Here is a 23,191-nt window from a genome sequence, read left to right on the forward strand (position 1 = left end):
TGGATGTGCCATGTCACGCTCCACGTTCTTGTTTGACGGGATGCGGCCGGCCATCCCGAGGGAGCGACGGCTGCCGGTGGTGGCGCGCACATCGGGCAAATGCCCTATCCTCTGCGTCGACTCGGGACGAGCAGGCACCATGGGGCCATGCGCACCTCCGTGACGGCCGCCGAGGCCGCGGCCTATCGACTGGCTGCCAACCACCTGACCGGGCGGCTGCCGGCTGGTGCCTACGTCGAGGCGGCTCACGTTGGCCTGCAGGACACTGCGCCGCGTGATGCGTTGGTGGGCCTGCACGCGCGGGTCGAGTCGTGCGAGCCGTCGGCCTGGGAGTCACCCGGCCTGATCCAGACCTACGGGCCACGGCAGGCTGTCTATGTGCTGCCGGAGGACAGCTTCAGCGTCTTCACTCTGGGTCGGTTGCCGCGGGAGCCAGCGGCGCAGCAGGCCCTCCAGGACGCCGCCGACGAGGTATGCCGGGAGCTCGCCGGGCAGGAACGTCAGGGGGTGCTGCATCCGCAGCTCAGGATGGCTTGCGCCACCGGGCGACTCGCGGTGCGGTGGACCGCCAGCGCCCTGATCGTCCGCGAGGTCGCGGTCCCGGCCGTCGATGTCGACGACGCGCGGGTCGAGCTCTGCCGCCGGCACGTGCACGCCTTGGGGGGCGAATTCAAGGGGTCTGCGCAACGGTGAGTAGTTCGGCGAGTCTAGCGGCGGGAGTCGCGAAGCCGAGTGTTTTGCGGGGTCGGGTGTTCAGGAGGTCCTGGGCGTCACGGACTTCTTCGTCGGTGACCTTGGCGAAGTCGGTGCCTTTGGGGAAGAAGTCACGGATCAGGCCGTTGGTGTTCTCGTTGGTGCCGCGTTGCCAGGGTGAGTGCGGGTCACAGAAGTAGACCTGGCAGTCACTGGCCAGTGTGAAATCAGCGTGCTCAGCCAGCTCAGATCCTTGGTCCCAGGTGATGGTTCGGCGCAGGTCGCCCGGGAGGTCGGCGACCATCTGGATCAGGGCCTGGGTCACGGTCGGGGCGTCGTGGCGGTCCGGGAGTCGGAGTCGGTAGATCAGCACGTTGCGGGTGGCCCGCTCGGCCAGGGTGATCAACGCGGTGGCGCCCTTGGCACCGATGACGAGGTCTCCTTCCCAGTGGCCGGGCACGGCCCGGTCGGCCACCTCGGCAGGTCGGGCGCTGATGTGGTTGTCCTCATCGATCCAGGACCGGCTGCTGGCCTTGGGCGGCAGCTTGGAGCGGGGCTTGCGGCTCGTGCGGCCGGTGCGGGTGGCCTTGGCCACCTTCACCTCGTGACGCAGGGAGCCTTTGCCCTGGACGTACAGCGCTTGGTAGATCGTCTCGTGGGACACCCACATATCTTCCTCGTCCGGGTAGCTGAGACGCAGGTCAGCAGCGACCTGCTCGGGCGACCACCTCTTGTTCAGCCGCTCGATCACCGCGGCTCGCAACCGCGGGCAGGACAACCGGCGGGCCTGCGGACGGGCCGCCGCGGCAGTGGCAAGGTCCTGCGCGGCCCGAGCGCGGTAGCCGGCTCGGTCAGCGAACCGGGCCAGCTCCCGACCGATCGTGGAGCGGTGCACGCCCAGCACCCTGGCGATATGGGCGTTGGTCGCGGTGGTGCCAGCCAGGTGCTGGAGCACCCCGCGCCCGGCCTGGGTCAACCGGCCCCGCTCATCGCGGTAGTCCTCATCCATAGGTACAGCAGGTACCAGGCTCGCGCGAGCCGCCGCCCGCGACGCGCCGTCCAACCCCCCGATCCCACCGGGTTGCCCGGACCACCCCTGCGCGACGATCCACCGGTACAGGGTCGACTCGTTGATGCCGAGCGTGCGGGCGACCGCTGTCAGGCTCTTTCCCTCGGCAAGCATTCCGAACGCTTCGGCGCGACGCTGTGCACTGCTCGGCTGGCCCACCTGACCGGCCACCCGCACCGGAGCGATCAACTCCTCCCCGGCCGGGGTCAGCAAGCCCCGGGCATCGACATAACCGCCCTCAAGGAAGCCAGCCGGCAACAGCTCCGGTCGCAAGACGAGCTGGTCGGCGGCCACACCCGTGGCCCGCACCCAACGAAGCACCGACGACCGGTCCCGGGCCAAGACCCTGCCCACCTCCTCCAGAGCCATCCCAGCAGCCACCAAACCCAGACCATACGAACGCAGCACCATGCCTCCCGGCAGATTGGTGTTGCGCTGACCCCTGAACCCAAGGGGCCGACCACGCCGCAGACCTTCCGGTGGTGGGCCGGGATCAGCACCCAGGACGCTCGCGAGACCTGGCAGTTGCTGGCCGACGAGCTGGTGCCGGTCGACCTGGACGGCCAGGCCGCCTGGATGCTGGCCGAGGATGAGGCCTCGTTCAGCGCGGTCGAGCAGCCTCGCGGGGTTCGCCTCCTCGTCGCGTCGGACCTGCGTCTGCTCGGCCAGGACCGCACCGGGCGGTTCGTCGGGCCGGGGCTGCGCCCGCTGTCGCCACTGCACGACACCTTCCACCCCAACGGCGTCCTGGTGGACGGCCGGATCGTCGGCGTGTGGGGCCGCAAGGGCGGCAAGGTCGACGTGCGCATCGATGCTGGCCTGCCCCGTCGGACGGTGGAGGCCATCGAGGCCGAGGCACTGTCCCTGCCGATCCCGGGCGTCACGATGAGCGTGACGGTCACCGAGTGGCAGGCCTAACTGGCAGGGACGGACCAAGGCTGGCGCACGGCATACGCCCACCTGTGCCGTGGGTCACTCGTTGAGGAGCCGCCTGGCGTGCTGCTCGGCGTTGTAGGCACCGATGAGCCGGTCCATCGCCTCCTTGTCGCCCAGATCGATGCCTTCAGCCATCGCGCGGCTCAGGAGCTCGGCGGCCGGCCCCTTGGGGGAGGTGCCCACGTCATCGCGATAGTCGTCCGCGAGATCGTCGACGACCGCGACCACAGGCTCGATGTCTGCCTCCGCAACTCCCTTGCGCTGCAACGCAAACACCACCCACTCCCGCAGCACGTCCGGCAGGGCGGCGCTGTCGTCGGGGTCGAGGATGACCTTGCGCTGCACCCAGTCCAGCAGGAAGCGTTCCACCTCTCCGGGGCTCCACCCCAGCACGCCGCCGGCCAGGTAGCCCTCGCCGAAGTCCACGAAGGTGTCGGCGAGGAGCTCCACCACCTGGGCGTCATGGGGCAGCCGAACTCCGTGCTCCTCCTGGAACGCGGTGAGCAGTTCCTGCCGCTTCTCGTCGGGCACCTCGTCCCAGTCGGACTCGCGCCGGTGACCCTGCGTGAGCCAGTGGGCATAGGCGCGGTTGACGATGTAGTCGGGGTCGTCCTGCGGCGGCCAGTACATGTCGGTCTGGAACAGGCCGTCACCGACCGCTGCGAGGGCCTCGTCCCCCGGGATGTCGCCGCGGTGCGTCATCGCGCCGACCGTCTCGTCCGGGTTGGCGTCCCGTTCGACAACAATGGACTGGATCATGACCCCGCCGACGGTGCTGATGGGCACGAGCACGATGTGCGGCTCCGGGAGGCTATAGCGGAGGAGATAGACCGTCTCCGAGCCCCACGGGTCGCTCCAGAACTGGGCCCGCTCGGGTGCTGGGGGTGCGTCGAGCTCGCGGGCCCAGGCTGGCCTTGGCTGGTCGCTGCGTGCCAGGGCGGTCGAGAGTGGGTCGCGCCACGCGTCGCGGGCGATCGTCTGGAGTGCCTCAAGAGCGAGGTATGCCGCCCGCCCCTGTCGTCCTCCCAGCTCACCCACGAGTTCGGTCACCAGGGCGCCCTCGGGGTCTCGAGCACCCATGTTGCGGGCACCCCAGACCGCGCCCACCCACGCGCTCGCCACGAGCCGGACCGCGAGCAGGCTCTGGTCATCGCTCAGGCTTATCCGCGACTCCTGCAGGATGCGCCGCGACGCAGACAACTCCGTCACGGGGCGCCGTGCGCCGTGGGTGTCGTGTGTGCTCCTGGTGCTCTGGCGGCGGGCTGGCGTGCGACCGCGCCCCTTGGGGCGACCCTTGCTCTTCGGGCTCATGGCCCCAGTCGATCACAGACTCGGCAGGCAACACACGGGGGAGCAGGAGGTGCTGCACGCCCGAGGACGCTGCCTGACGCGATTCAGGGAGCGCGACCGCGGCCTCCGGCGTAACGTGAGAGCACGGACGGAGGTGTCGTCATGACTCGTCAGGACTGGATCGACCTCGCGTGGTGGACGTGCGCTGCTGGAGCGTTCATCTTTGCGTTGCTGCTGGCGCACGTCGTCGCGATCGTCGCCGTCGGGTTGCTTCCGCTGTGATCTGCCTGCTCAGCCGCGGCAGGGACCGCTCCTGCCAGCGGCCCGCCTCCTGTGCGGGGAGCCGCACCTAGAGATCCAGGACCAAGGCCAGGCCGAGTGTCTGATTATCAGACATGATGGGGTCATGCGGACAATCAGTGCGACGGAGGCCTCTCGCCGGTTCCCGGACATGCTTGATGCCGTCGCGGCCGGCGAGACAGTCACAGTGACCCGCGGCGGCCAGCCGATCGCCGAGATCAGTCCGGCGCGCCACCGCACTGGCCGTGATCTCCGGCTGGCACTAGCGGCGACGAGTCAACCTGATGAATCCTTCGAGACCGACATTGCTGAGGCCGTCGCCGGATTGGATCACGCCGGGGGTGACCCGTGGGCCGCCGGGTGATCCTGGACACGAACGTCTTGATCGACTACGAGCGGGGGCTCGTCGATCGTGTATCGCTCGATGACGACGAGCTGGCGATCGGTGCCAGCACGGTCGCTGAATACCGCACGGGCATCGAGCTCGCCGACTCGGCAGAGCGGTCAGCCGCCCGCTCGCGTGCCCTCGCGCTCATCGTGGAGTTCGTCGAGGTGCTGGACTACACCGATGCAACCGCCGTGCACCACGCGCGGTTGATTGCTCACGTGCGCCGGTCGGGTCGGCCTCGCGGCGCGCATGACCTCATCATTGCCGCGCACGCAGCGCAGACTGGCCGGGTGCTGCTCAGTCGTGACGCCGAAGCCCGCTTCGGGGATCTGCCAGGAGTCTTGGCCTCCCAGCTGTGACCGACTGTTCTCAAGCGTGGCTCGTGATCCCGCCGGCTGCGCTCGCCGGGTAGCCTCGGCGCATGACCCGTCGCCAGCAGATCGAGACGAACCTGACGGCTGTGCGCGAGCGGATCGAGACCGCCTGCACGGCCGCGGGGCGCTCGTCAGATGAGGTCACGCTGATCGTGGTCACCAAGTTCCACCCGGCCTCCGACATCGCCCACCTGGTCGACCTCGGGGTCACCGACATCGGCGAGAACCGCGACCAAGAGGCTGGCGTCAAGATCGCCGAACTGGACCCCGCCACCCGAGCCGCGCTCACCGTCCACTTCGTCGGCCAGCTGCAGACCAACAAGGCCAAGAACGTCGTGGCGTATGCCGACTGCGTCCAGTCCGTGGACCGTCCCAAGTTGGTCGGGGCACTGGACCGGGCGATGGCAGACCGGCAAAACCCGTATCAAAAGGCGGGCGGGACCAGCGAAACCCGCACCAAAATTGGGGTCCTTCTGCAGGTCGACCTGGGTGAGGGGGAGGACGCCGGGCGCGGCGGCATACTGCCGGATCAGGTGCCTGACCTGGCCGACGCGGTGGGGGAGCGCGAGCACCTGACCCTGCGCGGGGTGATGGCCGTGGCCCCGTTCGGGCTCGACGAGGCGGGGACGGCGGCGGCGTTCGGGCGGCTCGCGGACCTGGCTGAGGCGGTGCGGGAGCGGCACCCGGAGGCCACGATCAGGTCGGCCGGGATGAGTGGGGACCTGGAGATCGCGATTGCATCTGGCGCGACACACCTGCGTGTCGGGACCGCAATCCTCGGTTCACGGCCCGACCCCCGGTAGCGTCGTTCTCGACCAACTAATGGACGCACCAAGGAGCTCGCACACATGGCTGGGGCGCTGCGCAAGACCATGGAGTACCTCGGGCTCGCCGAGACTGACGAGCGGTACGACGACTACGACTATGACGAGCCTGAGCGCGCGCCGGAGCGGGACCTTCGGGCCGCGCCAGAGCCGGAGCGCGCCCACTCGGCTGACGTGACCCCGCTGCCGAGGCGCGCCGGTGCCCCGGAGCAGAGCCAGCGCACCCCCGTGGCGCGCGTTGTCCGCGAGGCAGAGGTGGAGCCGATGAACCGGATCACCACGATCCATCCCCGCACCTACAACGAGGCCAAGAACATCGGTGAGGCGTTCCGTGGCGGCATCCCCGTCATCATGAACCTCTCCGACATGGACGACTCGGACGCCAAGCGTCTGGTCGACTTCGCCGCCGGCCTGGCCTTCGGCCTGCACGGGTCCATCGAGCGCGTCACCAGCAAGGTGTTCCTGCTCTCGCCCTCGCACGTCGAGGTGGACGGCTCCGAGCCGGCCGCCCCCAAGCAGGCACTCTTCAACCAGAGCTGAGCCCACGGCATACACCCCAGCGCCGTCGACCACCCGGTCGGCGGCGCTGAGTTGTCGCCGGGCCCACGTAGACTTCACGCCATGACGAACAGGACCAGCACTCGATGATCGCCACCATCCTCTTTTGGTTGCTGAACCTCTATTTCTTTGTGCTGATCATCCGGCTGATCCTGGACTGGGTGCAGGTCTTCTCCCGCGACTGGCGCCCGTCCGGGGTGATGCTGATCGTCGCCGAGACCGTCTATAGCCTCACGGACCCGCCGATCCGCTTCCTGCGCCGCTTCATCCCGCCCCTGCGTCTGGGGGGTGTGGCGCTCGACCTGGCGTTCCTCGTGCTCATCCTGCTGGTGAGCATCGGCCGCCGGCTGGTGCTGGAGATTCCGTTCTGATCCGGAGGCTCGCGACAGTGTCCGGTGGGGCCGGTGTTGGGCTATGGTGTGGGCTGTTACAAAGCAGTTTGTTGCTAGTGCCAAGTGGGTCTCGCGCGCCGTGATGCCGGGTTCCACGAGGATCTCCAGAGCGAGGTGAACCCATGGCGTTGTCCCCCGAGGACGTCATCAAGAAGAGCTTTAGCGCGACCCACTTGCGGCGTGGTTATGACGAGACCCAGGTCGACGATTTCCTGGACGAGGTCGTCGTCGAGCTGCGCCGCATGCTGGCCGACCAGGACGACCTGGCCGCTCAGCTGGAGGACTGCCGCTCAGGCAAGTATGACGCGGGCGCCGAGGGTGGTGCCGCCGCCTTTGCCGGTGGTGGGGCCAGCCTGGACGAGGAGCAGCTGGCCCAGGTCCGGCGGGAGCGTGAGGAGCTCGTCGCCGAGCTCGAGCAGCTCTCCGGACAGCTGGACAGTCGCCGCGCCGAGGTGGGGGAGGTCGAGGGCGACGCCGAGCGCCGCATCGAGGCCGCCAGGGCCAAGGCTGCTGAGGCCGAGTCGGCTGCAAACGAGGAGATCGAGGGCCGCCTCCAGGGCGAGCTGAAGGAGCTGCAGCACAAGGTCGAGGAGACCCGCGTTCAGGCTGAGGCCGAGCAGGCGCGTCTGGCCGAGCTCCAGCAGCAGGTGACCGAGGCCGAGGCCCGCGCCACCGAGGCGGAGAGCCGGGCCACCGAGGTCGAGGGTTCCGCCGAGCAGGCCGATGCTGCGGCTGCTCCGGTCGCTGCCGCCGCTCCCGCTGCCATGGGCGAGGACCCGACCAAGATCATCTCTCTGGCCCAGCGCCTGCACGACCAGCACGTCGCCGACGGTGAGGAGTCCAAGCAGCGCCTCATCGGCGAGGGCGAGGACTATCGCGACCGGGTCGTCAAGGAAGCCAACGAGACCAAGGACACCCTGATCCGCGAGGGCCAGGAGAAGCACGACGAGCTGGTCGCCACCGGTCAGGCCGAGCACGACAAGCTCGTCAACACCGGTCAGCAGAGGCACGACGAGCTGGTCGCCACCGGCCAGGCCGAGCACGACAAGCTGGTCGGCGAGGGCACCAGTCGCCGCGACTCCCTCGTGGGCGAGGCGGAGGTCAAGCGCACCAACATCCTGACCGACCTGGAGAGCAAGCAGACCACCTTGTCCACGCGCATCGACGAGCTCAAGACGTTTGAGGGTGACTACCGCGACAAGCTGCGCGGCTACCTCACCGAGCAGATGGGCTTCCTCGACCGCAACAACGACGGGATCGACGACCGTCAGCAGTGACGCACCGCTGCTTCGCAGGCCCCCGCTCCGGTCACTGACCCGGTGCGGGGGCCTGCTTGTCTTTCACCCCTTCCTGCCCTTATCCTTCGCGCACACAAGGGTTGAGTCCCACACCGATTAAGGGGTCGCATTGGCAGTCAAGGGTGGAGCCGAGCAGGTCGTCGCAGGTGCCAATGCTGAGTCGACCACGGCACAGAAGTCGACGGCCAGGAAGCCGGCGGCAAAGAAGGCCGCAGCCGCCAAGAAGCCGGCGGCAAAGAAGGCCACCACCCCCCGGAAGTCCACTGCGGGGACAGCGCGGCGCGGCACGTCGGTGACCACCCTGCCCGTGCTCGAGCAGGAGGACCCGTGGACCACGGAGGAGCTCGCCGAGGTCGAGGCAGAGCTCCAAACCGACCGGGACCGCCTGCAGACCGAGGTCGATGAGGCCGAGGCCGACCTGGCCGAGCTGATGCGCGAGGGTGGCGAGGGCTCAGGTGACGACCAGGCCGACGCGGGCTCAGCGACCTGGGAGCGCGAGCACGAGCTGTCGCTGACCAACAACGCCCGGGAGCTCCTCCAGCAGATCGAGCGCGCGCTCGAGCGGATCGAGGAGGGCGTCTATGGCACCTGCGAGTCGTGCGGCAACCCGATCGGCAAGATGCGGCTCCAGGCCTTCCCGCGTGCGACGCTGTGTCTGACATGCAAGCAGAAGCAGGAGCGCCGCTGACCTCCCAGGCCGGGGACGACGCCACGGACTCCATCACCCACCGGCCCGTCACTCGCTCCCTCTTCTGGCTGGTGCTGGGCATTGCGGCGGTGTGGGTCGTCGTCGACCAGGTCACCAAGAACCTCGCGGAGGAGCACCTCTCCGACGGGTCCACGATCCAGGTGGTCGGTGAGATCTTCCAGCTGCACCTGACCTACAACTCGGGCGCGGCCTTCTCGATGGGCACCGGCTCCACCGGCCTGCTGACGATCCTGGCGAGCATCGTCAGCGTCGTCATCATCTGGAACGCCAGGCGCTTGGGCAGCCTGGCCTGGGCCTGGGGGCTGGGCTTGCTCCTCGGCGGTGCCGTCGGCAACCTGACCGACCGGCTGATCCGCCCCCCGGAGTTCGGCAAGGGGCACGTGGTCGACTTCTTCCAGCTGCCCAACTTCCCGATCTTTAACGTGGCGGACATCGGCATCACCTCCGCGGCCGTCCTGATCGGCATCCTCGCCCTGCGCGGCATCAACCCCGACGGCACGCGGCACACCAAGAACGGCGAGGACAAGGGTGCCGAGTCGCGCGAACCGGGCGCCCCGGCATACGACACGGACGAGGACAAGGGTGCCGGGTCCCGCGAACCGGGTGCCCCGGCATACGACAAGGACAACGATGACGATGCTGACGGAGACCGTCGTGGCTGAGACGCGCACCGTCAACGTCCCCGACGGCCTGGACGGTGAGCGGGTCGACGCCGGTCTGGCCAGGCTGCTCGGCCTGTCCCGCAGCCGCGCCGCCGACCTGGCCGCCGAGGGCCACATCAGAATCGGTGGCCGAGCCGTCGGCAAGTCCGACCGCCTGCAGGCCGGTGACTGGGTCGAGGTCGTGCTGCCGCCGGTCCGTCAGCCTGAGGAGCTGGAGGTGCGCGCCGAGCCGGTCGAGGGCATGCGCATCGTGCACGACGACACGGAGATCGTCGTCGTCGACAAGCCGGCGTATGTCGCGGCGCACCCGAGCGTCGGCTGGAGTGGGCCGACGGTGGTCGGGGGACTGGCCGCGGCGGGCTATCGCATCTCCACCTCGGGTGCGCCCGAGCGGCAGGGGATCGTGCAGCGCCTCGACGTCGGCACCAGCGGACTGATGGTCGTGGCCAAGTCGGAGCGGGCCTACACCGTGCTCAAGCAGGCGTTCCGCGACCGGGTGGTCGACAAGACCTATCACACGCTGGTGCAGGGGCTGCCCGACCCGCACGAGGGCACCATCGACGCTCCGATCGGGCGGCACCCGGGGCATGACTACCGCTTCGCCGTCCGCTCCGAGGGGCGGCACTCGATCACGCACTACGAGCTGCTCGAGGCCCACCGGCGGGCGAGCCTGCTGGAGGTCCAACTCGAGACTGGGCGCACTCACCAGATCCGCGTGCACTTCTCGGCGCTGCGGCACCCGTGCTGCGGCGACCTCACCTATGGCGCCGACCCCCGCCTCGCGCGCGAGCTCGGGCTGCAGCGGCAGTGGCTGCACGCGGTCAAGCTCGGCTTCGAGCACCCGGGCAGCGGCGACTACGTCAGCTTCGACAGCCCCTATCCCGAGGATCTCCAGATCGCTCTGGACCGCATCGCCTCCTGACGGCAGACTTGCCTCATGGCACAGAGGGTGGCGACCACACGTCATACGGGCAGGGATCTGCTGCGTGCCGCGGTCCTGACCCCGGTCCTGGTCGCCGGGTTGGCCCTGGCCCTGAGTGCCTGCGCCAACCAGACCGCCCCCGGTGACGGATCCGCGGCACCCGAGCCGAGCGCCTCGACCGGCGAGGAGCTGGCCGGGCGCACGTTCGTGTCCACCGGTGCCAGTGGGCACGAGCTGGTCGACGGCTCGCAGGTGCAGCTGACCTTCGAGGCGACCACCCTGTCGGCGCGCGCCGGCTGCAACGCTCTGTTCGGCGACTATGCAGTGGAGGAGCAGACCCTCCGCGTCGGGGCGATGGGCAGCACCGAGATGGGCTGCGAGCAGGCGTTGATGGAGCAGGACCAGTGGCTGGCCGCGTTCCTCGAGGCGGGGCCGACCGTGCGGGTCGACGGTGACGAGCTCACGCTGAGTGGCGAAGAGGCGGAGCTGGTGCTGACCGACCGGGTCGTCGCGGACCCGGACCGACCGCTGGAGGGGACGACGTGGCAGCTTGAGTCGCACCGCGGCAACGATGCGGTCTCGCACGTCACGGGCATGGACAAGGCGTCGCTGCGCTTTGACGGTGACGGGCTGTTGGAGGTGCACACCGGCTGCAACCAGGGGAGTGCCACCTATGAGCTGGACGGCGACACCGTCATCATCGGGCCCGTCGCCCTCACGCGCATGGCCTGTCCTGAGCCGGCCATGGAGATCGAGGCCCTGCTGACCTCGGCCCTGGACCAGCAGACGCTGACCGTGTCCGTCGAGGCTGACCGCTTGACGTTGGACGGTGACGACTCTGGTCTCGGCCTGGTCGCGGTGCCTACGCCTGATGCTGACACCGGCGCGAGTACGTCCTGACGGCTCAGGATGAGGCGCTCAGGATCAGGCGCCCCAGGACCAGGCACCCTGGGTCAGGCACCCTGGGTCAGGCCCCCACGATTGGGCCCGCAGGATCTGGCCCTTCAGGGCGCTGACCTGCACGGCTGGCCACCGGGTGTCCTGCCGATGACGGGTGGCTGGACCGGAGTTGGTGACGACGCAAACCTGGTGCTACAGTAACGACTCGCTGCTGCGGCCCTGCCGCGCAGAGGATCGAGCCGATGGACCTGGCCAAGGCCGCTCTTGCAGAGCGAAGCCGATTTGGACAAGCGAGACTGGCTCAGATAGAATAAACAGGTTGCCCCAATCGCTGTGCCGGCGGTTTTGTTGGTGTGGTGGTTGGTGTGTGTCCGATCTTTGAGAACTCAACAGCGTGTCAGTAATCGATGCCAATTTTTACCCTGTCCTGGGGCATGGCATGGGCCCATTTTGTGTGGGTGTGTGGTGTGTTCTGATGGCAAGGATTTCTTTGATTATTTTGTTGGATGAGTCAGTGTGACTTGTTCTGCTAGTGATTGTGCCCTTCTTTGGGTCAAAGTTTGCTTGGCTGCTCATCTCTTTTTGGGGTGGGTGGTTGGGTGTTTGATTTTAACGGAGAGTTTGATCCTGGCTCAGGACGAACGCTGGCGGCGTGCTTAACACATGCAAGTCGAACGATGAAGCCCAGCTTGCTGGGTGGATTAGTGGCGAACGGGTGAGTAACACGTGAGTAACCTGCCCTTCACTCTGGGATAACTCCGGGAAACCGGTGCTAATACTGGATATGACTACTTCCCGCATGGGATGGTGGTGGAAAGTTTTTCGGTGGGGGATGGACTCGCGGCCTATCAGCTTGTTGGTGGGGTAATGGCCTACCAAGGCGACGACGGGTAGCCGGCCTGAGAGGGCGACCGGCCACACTGGGACTGAGACACGGCCCAGACTCCTACGGGAGGCAGCAGTGGGGAATATTGCACAATGGGCGAAAGCCTGATGCAGCGACGCCGCGTGAGGGATGACGGCCTTCGGGTTGTAAACCTCTTTCAGCAGGGACGAAGCTTTTGTGACGGTACCTGCAGAAGAAGCACCGGCTAACTACGTGCCAGCAGCCGCGGTAATACGTAGGGTGCGAGCGTTGTCCGGAATTATTGGGCGTAAAGAGCTTGTAGGCGGTTTGTCGCGTCTGCTGTGAAAACTCGGGGCTTAACTCCGAGCCTGCAGTGGGTACGGGCAGACTAGAGTATGGTAGGGGAGACTGGAATTCCTGGTGTAGCGGTGGAATGCGCAGATATCAGGAGGAACACCGATGGCGAAGGCAGGTCTCTGGGCCATAACTGACGCTGAGAAGCGAAAGCATGGGTAGCGAACAGGATTAGATACCCTGGTAGTCCATGCCGTAAACGTTGGGCGCTAGGTGTGGGACTCATTCCACGAGTTCCGTGCCGCAGCTAACGCATTAAGCGCCCCGCCTGGGGAGTACGGCCGCAAGGCTAAAACTCAAAGGAATTGACGGGGGCCCGCACAAGCGGCGGAGCATGCGGATTAATTCGATGCAACGCGAAGAACCTTACCAAGGCTTGACATATACCGGAAACATCCAGAGATGGGTGCCCCGCAAGGTCGGTATACAGGTGGTGCATGGTTGTCGTCAGCTCGTGTCGTGAGATGTTGGGTTAAGTCCCGCAACGAGCGCAACCCTCGTTCTATGTTGCCAGCACGTGATGGTGGGGACTCATAGGAGACTGCCGGGGTCAACTCGGAGGAAGGTGGGGATGACGTCAAATCATCATGCCCCTTACGTCTTGGGCTTCACGCATGCTACAATGGCCAGTACAAAGGGCTGCGATACCGTAAGGTGGAGCGAATCCCAAAAAACTGGTCTCAGTTCGGATTGGGGTCTGCAACTCGACCCCATGAAGTCGGAGTCGCTAGTAATCGCAGATCAGCAACGCTGCGGTGAATACGTTCCCGGGCCTTGTACACACCGCCCGTCAAGTCACGAAAGTCGGTAACACCCGAAGCCGGTGGCCCAACCCTTGGGAGGGAGCCGTCGAAGGTGGGACTGGTGATTGGGACTAAGTCGTAACAAGGTAGCCGTACCGGAAGGTGCGGCTGGATCACCTCCTTTCTAAGGAGCACAACCTGCCCGGCCTCGCTGGGTGGGTTTGTAGCGGTCCTTGCACGGACGAGTGTTCCGTGGGGGCTAGCTCTGGGTGGAACATCGGTTATAGGCCTGCAGTCTGGGGTCCTTGACAGTCCTAGTACGACCATGACCCTTGAGGTGGTGGTGTGGAACGGGTGGTTGAGGGGTTCTGGGTGTGGGTGTGACACGTTGTTGGGTCCTGAGAGATCGGGCCAACAACCCCTGCTTTTTGGGTGGGGGTTGGTGGTTGGGTGTCTTGGTTGTGACGGGGCCCTGGTGGTTCCCATACCGCCCACGTACGCGAACCGGCAAGAGTGGTTTGTGGTGGTGGGTTGGTGGGGACGGTGCTGGGGTGTTTCGTTTCGTATGTTGAGAACTACACAGTGGACGCGAGCATCTTTGTGGCTTAAGTTTTTAAGTGCACATGGTGGATGCCTTGGCACCAGGAACCGAAGAAGGACGTAGGAATCTGCGATAAGCCTCGGGGAGTCGATAACCAGACATTGATCCGAGGATTTCCGAATGGGGAAACCCGGCTGGCTTCATCGCCAGTCACTCCCGCCTGAATATATAGGGTGGGTAGAGGGAACGTGGGGAAGTGAAACATCTCAGTACCCACAGGAAGAGAAAACAACATGTGATTCCGTGAGTAGTGGCGAGCGAAAGCGGATGAGGCTAAACCGGGCGTGTGTGATTAGCCGGTAGGCGTTGCACGTTCGGGGTCGTGGGACCCTTGCCCCAGCTCTACCGGGTTGGGCAGGAGTAAGAAATTCTTGTTGTAGGCGAAGGGCTTGGAAGGGCCTAGCATAGAGGGTGAGACTCCCGTAGCCGAAACAGTGAGGACTCCTGATGGGTGTTTCCCAAGTAGTACGGGGCCCGAGAAATCCCGTACGAATCTGGCAGGACCACCTGCTAAGCCTAAATATTCCCTGGTGACCGATAGCGGACAAGTACCGTGAGGGAAAGGTGAAAAGTACCCCGGGAGGGGAGTGAAATAGATCCTGAAACCGTGTGCATACAATCCGTCGGAGCCCTCTTGTGGGGTGACGGCGTGCCTTTTGAAGAATGAGCCTGCGAGTTAGTGCTCAGTGGCGAGGTTAACCCGTGTGGGGAAGCCGTAGCGAAAGCGAGTCCGAATAGGGCGATTGAGTCGCTGGGTCTAGACCCGAAGCGGAGTGATCTACCCATGGCCAGGTTGAAGCGCCGGTAAGACGGCGTGGAGGACCGAACCCACTTAGGTTGAAAACTGAGGGGATGAGCTGTGGGTAGGGGTGAAAGGCCAATCAAACTCCGTGATAGCTGGTTCTCCCCGAAATGCATTTAGGTGCAGCGTCACGTGTTTCTTACCGGAGGTAGAGCTACTGGATGGCTGATGGGCCTCACCAGGTTACTGACGTCAGCCAAACTCCGAATGCCGGTAAGTGAGAGCGTGGCAGTGAGACTGCGGGGGATAAGCTTCGTAGTCGAGAGGGAAACAGCCCAGATCACCAGCTAAGGTCCCTAAGCGTGTGCTAAGTGGGAAAGGATGTGGAGTTGCTGTGACAACCAGGAGGTTGGCTTAGAAGCAGCCACCCTTTAAAGAGTGCGTAATAGCTCACTGGTCAAGTGATTCCGCGCCGACAATGTAGCGGGGCTCAAGCACACCACCGAAGCTGTGGCATTAACATTTTGCTCGGCACCATCCTTTCGGGGTTGGTGTCCAGGCGTGTTGATGGGTAGGGGAGCGTCGTGTGGCGAGTGAAGCGGCGGAGTGATCCAGTCGTGGATGCCACACGAGTGAGAATGCAGGCATGAGTAGCGAAAGAGGAGTGAGAAACTCCTCCGCCGAATAACCAAGGGTTCCAGGGTCAAGCTAATCTGCCCTGGGTAAGTCGGGACCTAAGGCGAGGCCGACAGGCGTAGTCGATGGACATCCGGTTAATATTCCGGAACCGGCGAAGAACCGACCCATACCGAATCAGTTGATGCTAACCGCCTGAAACACGTCCGTTGCGTTTCCCTTCGGGGGGACGTGGGGTGTGTGGAACGCGGGACCCGAGACTGTAGTAGGTAAGCGATGGAAGGACGCAGGAAGGTAGCCTCCGCGTGGCGATGGTTGTCCACGTCTAAGAGTGTAAGGCGGGGTGTAGGTAAGTCCGCACCCCTTGTGCCCCAGGCTTGATAGTGACCGCGTATGCGGGAAGAGGGTGATCCTATGCTGCCTAGAAAAGTTCCTAGCGAGGTTCGAGCCGCCCGTACCCCAAACCGACTCAGGTGGTTAGGTAGAGAATACTAAGGCGATCGAGTGAATCGTGGTTAAGGAACTCGGCAAAATGCCCCCGTAACTTCGGGAGAAGGGGGGCCCGACCGGTCAGACACACTAGCGGTGTCGAAGCCGGGACGGCCGCAGAGACCAGCGAGAAGCGACTGTTTACTAAAAACACAGGTCCGTGCGAAGTCGCAAGACGATGTATACGGACTGACGCCTGCCCGGTGCTGGAAGGTTAAGGGGACGGGTTAGCCGTAAGGCGAAGCTCTGAACTTAAGCCCCAGTAAACGGCGGTGGTAACTATAACCATCCTAAGGTAGCGAAATTCCTTGTCGGGTAAGTTCCGACCTGCACGAATGGCGTAACGACTTCTCGACTGTCTCAACCGCGAACTCGGCGAAATTGCATTACGAGTAAAGATGCTCGTTACGCGCAGCAGGACGGAAAGACCCCGGGACCTTTACTATAGCTTGGTATTGGTGTTCGGTACGGCTTGTGTAGGATAGGTGGGAGACTATGAAGCGGGCACGCCAGTGTTCGTGGAGTCAACGTTGAAATACCACTCTGGTCGTTCTGGATATCTAACCTCGGTCCGTGATCCGGATCAGGGACATTGCCTGGTGGGTAGTTTAACTGGGGCGGTTGCCTCCTAAAGAGTAACGGAGGCGCCCAAAGGTTCCCTCAGCCTGGTTGGCAATCAGGTTTCGAGTGTAAGTGCACAAGGGAGCTTGACTGTGAGACAGACATGTCGAGCAGAGACGAAAGTCGGGACTAGTGACCCGACGGTGGCTTGTGGAAGCGCCGTCGCTCAACGGATAAAAGGTACCCCGGGGATAACAGGCTGATCCTGCCCAAGAGCTCATATCGACGGCATGGTTTGGCACCTCGATGTCGGCTCGTCGCATCCTGGGGCTGGAGTCGGTCCCAAGGGTTGGGCTGTTCGCCCATTAAAGCGGTACGCGAGCTGGGTTTAGAACGTCGTGAGACAGTTCGGTCCCTATCCGCTGCGCGCGTTGGAAACTTGAGGAGAGCTGTCCCTAGTACGAGAGGACCGGGATGGACGAACCACTGGTGTGTCAGTTGTCCTGCCAAGGGCACCGCTGATTAGCTACGTTCGGACGTGATAACCGCTGAAAGCATCTAAGCGGGAAGCACACTCCAAGATGAGGTTTCCACAGAGGTAACTCTGGAAGGCTCCCAGCTAGACTACTGGGTTGATAGGCCGGACGTGGAAGCACAGCAATGTGCGGAGCTGACCGGTACTAATAAGCCGATAACTTAACAACAAATGATGACACGCGTCCACTGTGTGGTTCCCGAGATACGAACCACAAACCCCACCCCCGCACCACACACAAGTGGTGCCCGGGTGGGCCCAATGAATGGTTTGACATCTCCATAGAGTTACGGCGGCCATAGCGAGAGGGAAACGCCCGGACACATACCGAACCCGGAAGCTAAGCCTCTCAGCGCCGATGGTACTGCACTGGTGACGGTGTGGGAGAGTAGGACACCGCCGGACAAACACTCCAGTAGCCCCACCCCAGACCACACGGTCCACGGGGTGGGGCTACTGCCATGTCCGGACCTTGCTGAGGCTGGCCGCACACCGTAACGTCGCCCTAGCCGGACGGCGTCGAGGCGATCCGCAAGACCCGCGTGTCCAGCTGAGCTGGCCGGCTTCGGCACTGTCGGTGGGGCGACCTATGATCATCGAGATGTCGATCGCACCCAGCTCCGCAGGCAACTTCGTCCACCTCCACAACCACACCGAGTACTCCATGCTCGATGGTGCCGCGAGGATCACGGACATGTTCGAGCGCGCCGCCGAGCTGGGGATGCCCGCGATCGCGACCACCGACCACGGCTACATCTTCGGGGCGCACGAGTTCTGGAGCGCGGGCAACAAGACCGGCGTCAAGCCGATCATCGGTCTAGAGGCCTACGTCACGCCCGGGACGCACCGGAGCGACCGCACGCGGGTGAAGTATGGCGACGGTGGCCGCGACGACGTCTCCGGCTCGGGTGCCTACACCCACATGACGATGTGGGCGCGCAACAACAATGGCCTGCACAACCTCTTCCGGATGGCCTCGCTGGCCTCCCTGGAGGGCTACTACTTCAAACCGCGCATGGACCGCGAGCTGCTCGAGACCTACGGCAAGGGCATCATCGCGACCACGGGGTGCCCGTCCGGTGAGGTCCAGACCCGGCTCCGTTTTGGTCAGTATGCCGAGGCGCGCCAGGCCGCCGCCGAGATGCAGGACATCTTCGGCAAGGAGAACTACTTCCTCGAGCTGATGGACCACGGCATCGACATCGAGCGCCGCACCAGGGCGGACCTGCTCAAGCTGGCCAAGGACCTCGATCTGCCGCTGGTGGCGACCAACGACCTCCACTACACCCGCAAGGAGGACGCCCAGAGCCACAGCGCGCTCCTGTGCATCCAGACCGCGGCCACGCTGCAGGACCCGACCCGCTTCAAGTTCGACGGTGACGGCTACTACCTGAAGTCCGCGCAGGAGATGCGTGAGATCTGGCGCGAGCTGCCCGAGGCCTGCGACAACACGCTGCTGATCGCTGAGCGCTGCGAGGTCTCATTCACCGAGGGCGAGGGGCGCTTCATGCCGCGCTTCCCGGTGCCCGAGGGCGAGGACGAGACCTCGTGGTTCGTCAAGGAGGTCGAGACCGGCCTGCACCGCCGCTACCCCGAGGGCGTGCCCGACTACGCGCGTAAGCAGGCCGAGTACGAAACCGGGGTCATCCTCGGAAAGGGATACCCGGGCTACTTCCTTGTCGTCGCCGACTTCATCAACTGGGCCAAGAACCAGGGGATCCGCGTCGGGCCGGGGCGTGGCTCAGGCGCCGGCTCGATGTGCGCCTACGCCATGGGCATCACCGACCTCGACCCGATCCCGCACGGCCTGATCTTCGAGCGCTTCCTCAACCCGGAGCGCATGTCGATGCCCGACTTCGACGTCGACTTCGATGACCGGCGCCGCTCGGAGGTCATCCACTACGTCACCGAGAAGTATGGCGACGACCGGGTCGCCATGATCGCCACCTACGGCACCCTGAAGGCCAAGGCGGCGCTCAAGGACGCGGCCCGGGTGATGGGCTTCCCGTTCGCGATGGGGGAGAGGCTCACCAAGGCGATGCCTCCCTCGGTGATGGGCAAGGACATCCCGCTCTCCGGCATACATGACACCGAGCACCCTCGCTATGGCGAGGCAGGAGAGTTCCGCGAGCTCCTGGCAAACGACCCCGAGGCGGCCCAGGTCTTCGAGACCGCCACCGGCCTGGAGGGGTTGAAGCGGCAGTGGGGCGTGCACGCCGCCGGCGTCATCATGTCCAGCGAGCCGCTGATCGACGTGATCCCCATCATGCGCCGCGAGCAGGACGGCCAGATCATCACCCAGTTCGACTACCCGACGTGTGAGCGTCTGGGTCTGGTCAAGATGGACTTCCTGGGTCTGCGCAACCTGACGATCCTCGACGACGCGATCGCCAACGTGAAGCTCAACCGCGGTGAGGACCTCGACCTGGACGCACTGTCCAAGGACATGACCGACCCCAAGGCCTACGAGCTGCTCGGCCGCGGCGACACCCTCGGGGTCTTCCAGCTGGACGGCTCCGGCATGCGCCAGCTGCTGCGGCTGATGCAGCCCGACAACTTCGAGGATATCTCCGCGGCCCTCGCGCTCTATCGTCCCGGCCCGATGGGCGTCAACGCACACACCAACTTCGCCCTGCGCAAGAACAACAAGCAGGAGGTGGTCCCGCTCGACCCCCAGCTCAAGGGCAAGCTCCAGCCCGAGATGGTCGAGGCCCTCGAGCCTATCCTCGGCACCACCTATGGCCTGTGTGTTGCGGGAGACACCCTGATCGTCGATGCGGACAGCGGTGAACGGGTCCGGATTGACGGGTTGTCGGAGCGAGTCACCTCCGGGTTCTTCACGTTTGGCGTTGACCAGGAAGGCCGCGTTGTCCGCCGGCGCGTCACGCACTGGTGGGAGATGCCCGCCAAGCCGGTCCTGACCGTGCAGACGGCCTCCGGGCAGCAGCTGCGTCTGTCGACGGACCACAAGGTGCTGACTCCTCGAGGCTGGGTGCCCGCCGGAGAACTGATCGCGGGCAAGGATCGCCTGGCGCGGCCCAGAGATGCCTCTGAGTTTTCGACACCATCCCAAATGTCCGGGGATGAGGCGGCGCTGCTCGGTTATCTGCTGTCTGACGGCTACATCACGTTGTACGACAACACGTTCATTAGCGCGAGCAAGACGCTGCGCGACCACGTGGGCCAACTGGCAGAAGATCTCTTCGACGACACGTTTGCCGTCGAAGAGACTCCCGATCGACGAGCTCCACGCATCAGGTTCGCGGCGTCTCCAGCGGGAACGGGTAGGGGACGGAGCGAAGGCTACGGGACTTACGCGACCATCGGCATCAATCGGTGGCTGCGCAGGCTTGGATTCACAGGCAAGACGACTTCCGCACACAAATTTGTCCCCGAACTCGCTAAGCAGGCCAGCCTTGAGGTGCGCGTCCGGCTTCTCGCAGCGCTCTGGGACGGCGACGGTCACGTGGGGTCCAAACTCGCCTACTACAAGACGGTCAGCCGCCAACTGGCGGACGACGTGGCTGAGGTGCTCTCCGGGGCGGGCATTCCGTGCACGGTGCGGTGGGCGGGATCTTACGAGTCCGTGCGTTTCGGCCCGCAGACAGCGTGGACTGTGCACGTCTACGACGATCGCTTCTGGGAACTTGTCGTGCCAGCGATGAAGCAACGGGCCAAGGTTTTAGAGCGTGCGCGGCGGACCAGCACAGCCAAGAGCCGCGGGCTCAACAGGGAACTTATGTTGGTCCACGCCGGTGACGCCCTGCGTCGTGACTCAGGCCTGTCCACCCGAACGCGAAACATCATCGGCAATGGCCCAGCAACAGTCGCGGGCCTACACAGACATCTGCACCGTGCTGGGCTGGTTCGTGCACCCAAGATGAGCTTTCCCCGTGACGGAGGAGACGGGTGGTTCCCGCTCAACGAGACAGCTCGAGGGTACCTAGAAGCGATCGGCACAACAGAAGACCGCTTCTACGCCTCGATGGACTGGAGCCTCGTCACGGAGATCACCGTCGGTGACTCCGAGCCCGTCTATGACATCACCGTCGAGGACGTCCACAACTTCATCTCCAGCGGCCTGGTGCTCTCGAACTGCATCTACCAGGAGCAGGTGATGGAGATCGCGCAGAAGCTGGCGGGCTACACGCTCGGCAACGCCGACCTCCTGCGGCGGGCGATGGGCAAGAAGAAGAAGGAGGTGCTCGACGCCGAATACGTGCCGTTCTCCGACGGCATGAAGGCCAATGGCTACAACGAGGCCTCCGTGGCGGCGCTGTGGGGCGTGCTGGTCCCGTTCTCTGACTATGCGTTCAACAAGGCGCACACGGCGGCCTACGGCGTCATCTCCTACTGGACCGCCTTCCTGAAGGCGAACTACCCGGCCGAATACATGGCCGCGCTGCTCACCAGCGTGCGTGACGACAAGGACAAGACCGCGCTCTATCTCAACGAGTGCCGGCGCATGGGCATTGCGGTCCTGCCGCCGGACGTCAACGAGTCGATCGCCAACTTCGCCGCCGTCGGCAAGGACATCCGCTTCGGGCTGGCCGCGATCCGCAACGTCGGCACCAACGTCGTCGACGCGGTCGTGGCGACACGCGCCGACAAGGGCAACTTCACCTCGTTCGAAGACTTCCTGCGCAAGTGTCCGGCCGTGGTCTGCCAGAAGCGGACCATCGAGTCACTGATCAAGGGCGGTGCGTTCGACGACCTGGGTCACCCCCGCCAGGGCCTCGTCACCGTCCACGAGCGGTATGTCGATGCTCTCGCCGAGGAGAAGAAGCAGGAGGCCATCGGTCAGGACAGCCTCTTTGGCGGCTTCGGTGGCGAGGAGTCGGACGTGCAGATCGTCACCCTGCCGCCGGTGCCGGACATCGAGTGGGAGAAGCAGATCAAGCTTGCCTTCGAGCGGGAGTATCTCGGGCTCTATGTCTCCGACCACCCGCTCAACGGCATCGAGCACATCCTCACAGCCAACGCGACGGCCACGATCGGCGCGGTCGTCAGTGAGGACGGGCCGCAGGACGGGGAGTTCGTCACTGTTGCCGGGCTGATGACCTCGGTGCAGCTCAAGCGCACCAAGAACGGCGATCCCTATGCCCGGGTGATGCTCGAGGACCTGGTCGGCTCGATCGAGTGCGTCTTCTTCCCGAAGTCCTATATGACCGTCTCGACGATGCTGGCTCCGGACACGGTCGCCGTGATCCGCGGCCGATTCAAGCGCAGCGAGGACACCACCGAGATTCTGGCCCAGGACCTGACGATCCCGGAGATCAAGGAGGGGCCGCGCGGCCCGGTGCTCGTCACGCTCCCGCTGACCCGCGCGACCGACGGGTTGGCCCACAACCTGCGCAAGGTGCTGGCCGACCACCCCGGCTCCACCGAGGTGCACGTCAAGCTCACGCAGCCGGGTCGACAGGTGCTGCTGCGGCTCGACCCGACGCTGCGCGTGACGGCCTCACCGGCGTTCTTCGGTGACATCAAGGCACTGCTCGGGCCGGCGGCTGTCGGCAGCTGAGCCAGTCACCGGCTCTCGGCCGCTGAGCCAGTCACCCGCTCTCGGCAGCTGAGCGGGGCAGGCGGCAGTCGGCAGTGAGTCGCTCAGGCTCGGCTGACGCTGGCCGCCAGCGCCTCGCGCAGCACGTCGGCGACCTGATCGGCATGGGTGATCGGCAGGAAGTGGGTGGCGCGGGGGACGGTGACGACGTGCGGGTCGTGAGCGGCGTCGGCGAAGCGCCGCACGTGCAGGCGCATCTGGTCAAACTGGCCGTTGACCAGGAAGACCGGGCAGGCGACGTCGGTGAGCAGGTCGGCGCGACACTCGTCGAAGACCACCTGCCAGGCGGCGGGCAGGGCGGCATAGCCCTCCGGGCCCGGCAACATCTCCTCCGGAGTGCCGAAGCGGCGCATCACCGCGTTCGAGACGCGGGCCATCCGCTCTGCCCCGACCCGGGGGAGCAGGGCAGCAAAGCGTCGATAGACCCCCGAGAGGGGACCGTCCGGTTCGGCACTGGACCCGATGAGGACCAGGGCGTCGAGGTCGGCCGGGTGGCGCGCGGCATACAGCATGGCCAGATAGCCACCTAGGCTGTGCCCGGCCAGGACCACCGCCTGCCCGGGTGCGCGGGTCTCCACCGCCGCCGCGATCGAGGCGACCGCAGCGTCGGCGGTGAACTCCTCACCGAGTCGTGAGCCGTGGCCGGGGAAGTCGATCGCGACGACCTCTGCCTCGGGCAACAGGGGCGGATAGGCCGCCCACTCGCGAGCATCCATTCGGGTGCCGTGCACGAGGACGAGTCGCGGTGCGTGGAGGACCTTCACACCTTCAGCCTAGGCAGACGGGCCGCGTCTGCACCGCTCAGCGT

Annotated in this window: 16 protein-coding genes and 3 rRNA genes; 16 read left to right on the forward strand and 3 right to left on the reverse strand. The window is 65.2% G+C overall.

What is annotated here, in order from left to right; translation table 11 throughout:
* The first annotated feature begins 147 nt into the window (after nt 1-147).
* A complete protein-coding gene (locus NF557_RS06070; RefSeq protein WP_252622645.1) occupies nt 148-693 on the forward strand; it encodes a hypothetical protein in 546 nt (181 codons plus the stop codon).
* On the opposite strand, the gene NF557_RS06075 is transcribed toward NF557_RS06070, so the two are convergent.
* Nucleotides 671-1,939: an IS30 family transposase gene (locus tag NF557_RS06075; RefSeq protein WP_425342962.1), complete on the reverse strand. Its 1,269-nt coding sequence runs from the start codon at nt 1,937-1,939 to the stop codon at nt 671-673. The two genes, NF557_RS06070 and NF557_RS06075, sit on opposite strands and share 23 nt — an antisense overlap.
* Between NF557_RS06075 and NF557_RS17700 the strand changes: the two genes are divergently transcribed.
* Nucleotides 1,922-2,680, forward strand: coding sequence for a DNA glycosylase AlkZ-like family protein (locus NF557_RS17700; RefSeq protein ID WP_342454519.1), 759 nt, complete (start codon nt 1,922-1,924; stop codon nt 2,678-2,680). The genes NF557_RS06075 and NF557_RS17700 overlap by 18 nt on opposite strands.
* Nucleotides 2,681-2,734: 54 nt before the next feature.
* On the opposite strand, the gene NF557_RS06085 is transcribed toward NF557_RS17700, so the two are convergent.
* The gene (locus tag NF557_RS06085) at nt 2,735-4,009 is read right to left on the reverse strand and encodes a hypothetical protein (RefSeq protein WP_252622647.1); all 1,275 of its coding nucleotides are present in this window, start codon (nt 4,007-4,009) and stop codon (nt 2,735-2,737) included.
* Nucleotides 4,010-4,394: 385 nt separating this feature from the next.
* Between NF557_RS06085 and NF557_RS06090 the strand changes: the two genes are divergently transcribed.
* The 14 genes from NF557_RS06090 (at nt 4,395) to dnaE (ending at nt 22,344) form a co-directional block, all read left to right on the forward strand.
* Nucleotides 4,395-4,652 (forward strand): type II toxin-antitoxin system Phd/YefM family antitoxin, encoded by a 258-nt coding sequence (locus NF557_RS06090; RefSeq protein ID WP_252622649.1) that lies wholly within the window; start codon nt 4,395-4,397, stop codon nt 4,650-4,652.
* Entirely contained in the window at nt 4,637-5,035 is a 399-nt protein-coding gene (locus tag NF557_RS06095) for a type II toxin-antitoxin system VapC family toxin (RefSeq protein ID WP_252622651.1), read from the forward strand. Before NF557_RS06090 ends, NF557_RS06095 begins: the two co-directional genes overlap by 16 nt.
* A 62-nt stretch (nt 5,036-5,097) precedes the next feature.
* Nucleotides 5,098-5,853: a YggS family pyridoxal phosphate-dependent enzyme gene (locus NF557_RS06100; RefSeq protein WP_252622653.1), complete on the forward strand. Its 756-nt coding sequence runs from the start codon at nt 5,098-5,100 to the stop codon at nt 5,851-5,853.
* Between the two features lie 45 nt (nt 5,854-5,898).
* A complete protein-coding gene (locus tag NF557_RS06105; RefSeq protein WP_252622655.1) occupies nt 5,899-6,414 on the forward strand; it encodes a cell division protein SepF in 516 nt (171 codons plus the stop codon).
* A 104-nt stretch (nt 6,415-6,518) separates the two neighbouring features.
* Nucleotides 6,519-6,803 (forward strand): YggT family protein, encoded by a 285-nt coding sequence (locus tag NF557_RS06110; RefSeq protein ID WP_252622657.1) that lies wholly within the window; start codon nt 6,519-6,521, stop codon nt 6,801-6,803.
* A gap of 143 nt (nt 6,804-6,946) precedes the next feature.
* On the forward strand, nt 6,947-8,101 hold the full coding sequence (locus NF557_RS06115; RefSeq protein ID WP_252622659.1) for a DivIVA domain-containing protein: 1,155 nt from the start codon (nt 6,947-6,949) through the stop codon (nt 8,099-8,101).
* 130 nt (nt 8,102-8,231) lie between these two features.
* The gene (locus NF557_RS06120) at nt 8,232-8,810 is read left to right on the forward strand and encodes a TraR/DksA family transcriptional regulator (RefSeq protein ID WP_252622661.1); all 579 of its coding nucleotides are present in this window, start codon (nt 8,232-8,234) and stop codon (nt 8,808-8,810) included.
* Entirely contained in the window at nt 8,783-9,493 is a 711-nt protein-coding gene (gene lspA, locus NF557_RS06125) for a signal peptidase II (protein ID WP_252622663.1), read from the forward strand. Before NF557_RS06120 ends, lspA begins: the two co-directional genes overlap by 28 nt.
* Nucleotides 9,462-10,415, forward strand: coding sequence for an RluA family pseudouridine synthase (locus NF557_RS06130; RefSeq protein ID WP_306238848.1), 954 nt, complete (start codon nt 9,462-9,464; stop codon nt 10,413-10,415). The genes lspA and NF557_RS06130 overlap by 32 nt, the downstream gene beginning before the upstream one ends.
* A 15-nt stretch (nt 10,416-10,430) precedes the next feature.
* Entirely contained in the window at nt 10,431-11,315 is an 885-nt protein-coding gene (locus NF557_RS06135; RefSeq protein WP_252622665.1) for an META domain-containing protein, read from the forward strand.
* A gap of 609 nt (nt 11,316-11,924) precedes the next feature.
* A 16S ribosomal RNA gene (locus NF557_RS06140) occupies nt 11,925-13,443 on the forward strand.
* Nucleotides 13,444-13,862: 419 nt separating this feature from the next.
* Nucleotides 13,863-16,992: ribosomal RNA gene (locus tag NF557_RS06145) — 23S ribosomal RNA — on the forward strand.
* Nucleotides 16,993-17,111: 119 nt separating this feature from the next.
* Nucleotides 17,112-17,228 (forward strand): 5S ribosomal RNA (rrf, locus tag NF557_RS06150).
* Together the 16S, 23S and 5S rRNA genes form the textbook arrangement of a ribosomal RNA operon.
* A 196-nt stretch (nt 17,229-17,424) precedes the next feature.
* The gene (gene dnaE, locus NF557_RS06155; RefSeq protein WP_252622667.1) at nt 17,425-22,344 is read left to right on the forward strand and encodes a DNA polymerase III subunit alpha; all 4,920 of its coding nucleotides are present in this window, start codon (nt 17,425-17,427) and stop codon (nt 22,342-22,344) included.
* Nucleotides 22,345-22,427: 83 nt separating this feature from the next.
* Here dnaE and NF557_RS06160 read toward each other — a convergent pair whose 3' ends face one another.
* Nucleotides 22,428-23,147, reverse strand: coding sequence for an alpha/beta fold hydrolase (locus NF557_RS06160; RefSeq protein WP_252622669.1), 720 nt, complete (start codon nt 23,145-23,147; stop codon nt 22,428-22,430).
* Nucleotides 23,148-23,191 lie beyond the last annotated feature (44 nt).

Source organism: Ornithinimicrobium cryptoxanthini (assembly GCF_023923205.1).
Lineage (GTDB): Bacteria > Actinomycetota > Actinomycetes > Actinomycetales > Dermatophilaceae > Ornithinicoccus > Ornithinicoccus cryptoxanthini.

Excerpts from the sequence above, each read along its gene's own strand:
- NF557_RS06085 (WP_252622647.1), bottom strand. The coding sequence starts at position 4,009 with ATGAGCCCGAAGAGCAAGGGTCGCCCCAAGGGGCGCGGTCGCACGCCA.
- NF557_RS06130 (WP_306238848.1), top strand. The coding sequence starts at position 9,462 with ATGACGATGCTGACGGAGACCGTCGTGGCTGAGACGCGCACCGTCAAC.
- dnaE (WP_252622667.1), top strand. The coding sequence starts at position 17,425 with ATGTCGATCGCACCCAGCTCCGCAGGCAACTTCGTCCACCTCCACAAC.
- NF557_RS06100 (WP_252622653.1), top strand. The coding sequence starts at position 5,098 with ATGACCCGTCGCCAGCAGATCGAGACGAACCTGACGGCTGTGCGCGAG.
- NF557_RS06090 (WP_252622649.1), top strand. The coding sequence starts at position 4,395 with ATGCGGACAATCAGTGCGACGGAGGCCTCTCGCCGGTTCCCGGACATG.
- NF557_RS06105 (WP_252622655.1), top strand. The coding sequence starts at position 5,899 with ATGGCTGGGGCGCTGCGCAAGACCATGGAGTACCTCGGGCTCGCCGAG.
- NF557_RS06070 (WP_252622645.1), top strand. The coding sequence starts at position 148 with ATGCGCACCTCCGTGACGGCCGCCGAGGCCGCGGCCTATCGACTGGCT.
- NF557_RS06110 (WP_252622657.1), top strand. The coding sequence starts at position 6,519 with ATGATCGCCACCATCCTCTTTTGGTTGCTGAACCTCTATTTCTTTGTG.
- NF557_RS06135 (WP_252622665.1), top strand. The coding sequence starts at position 10,431 with ATGGCACAGAGGGTGGCGACCACACGTCATACGGGCAGGGATCTGCTG.
- lspA (WP_252622663.1), top strand. The coding sequence starts at position 8,783 with ATGCAAGCAGAAGCAGGAGCGCCGCTGACCTCCCAGGCCGGGGACGAC.
- NF557_RS06115 (WP_252622659.1), top strand. The coding sequence starts at position 6,947 with ATGGCGTTGTCCCCCGAGGACGTCATCAAGAAGAGCTTTAGCGCGACC.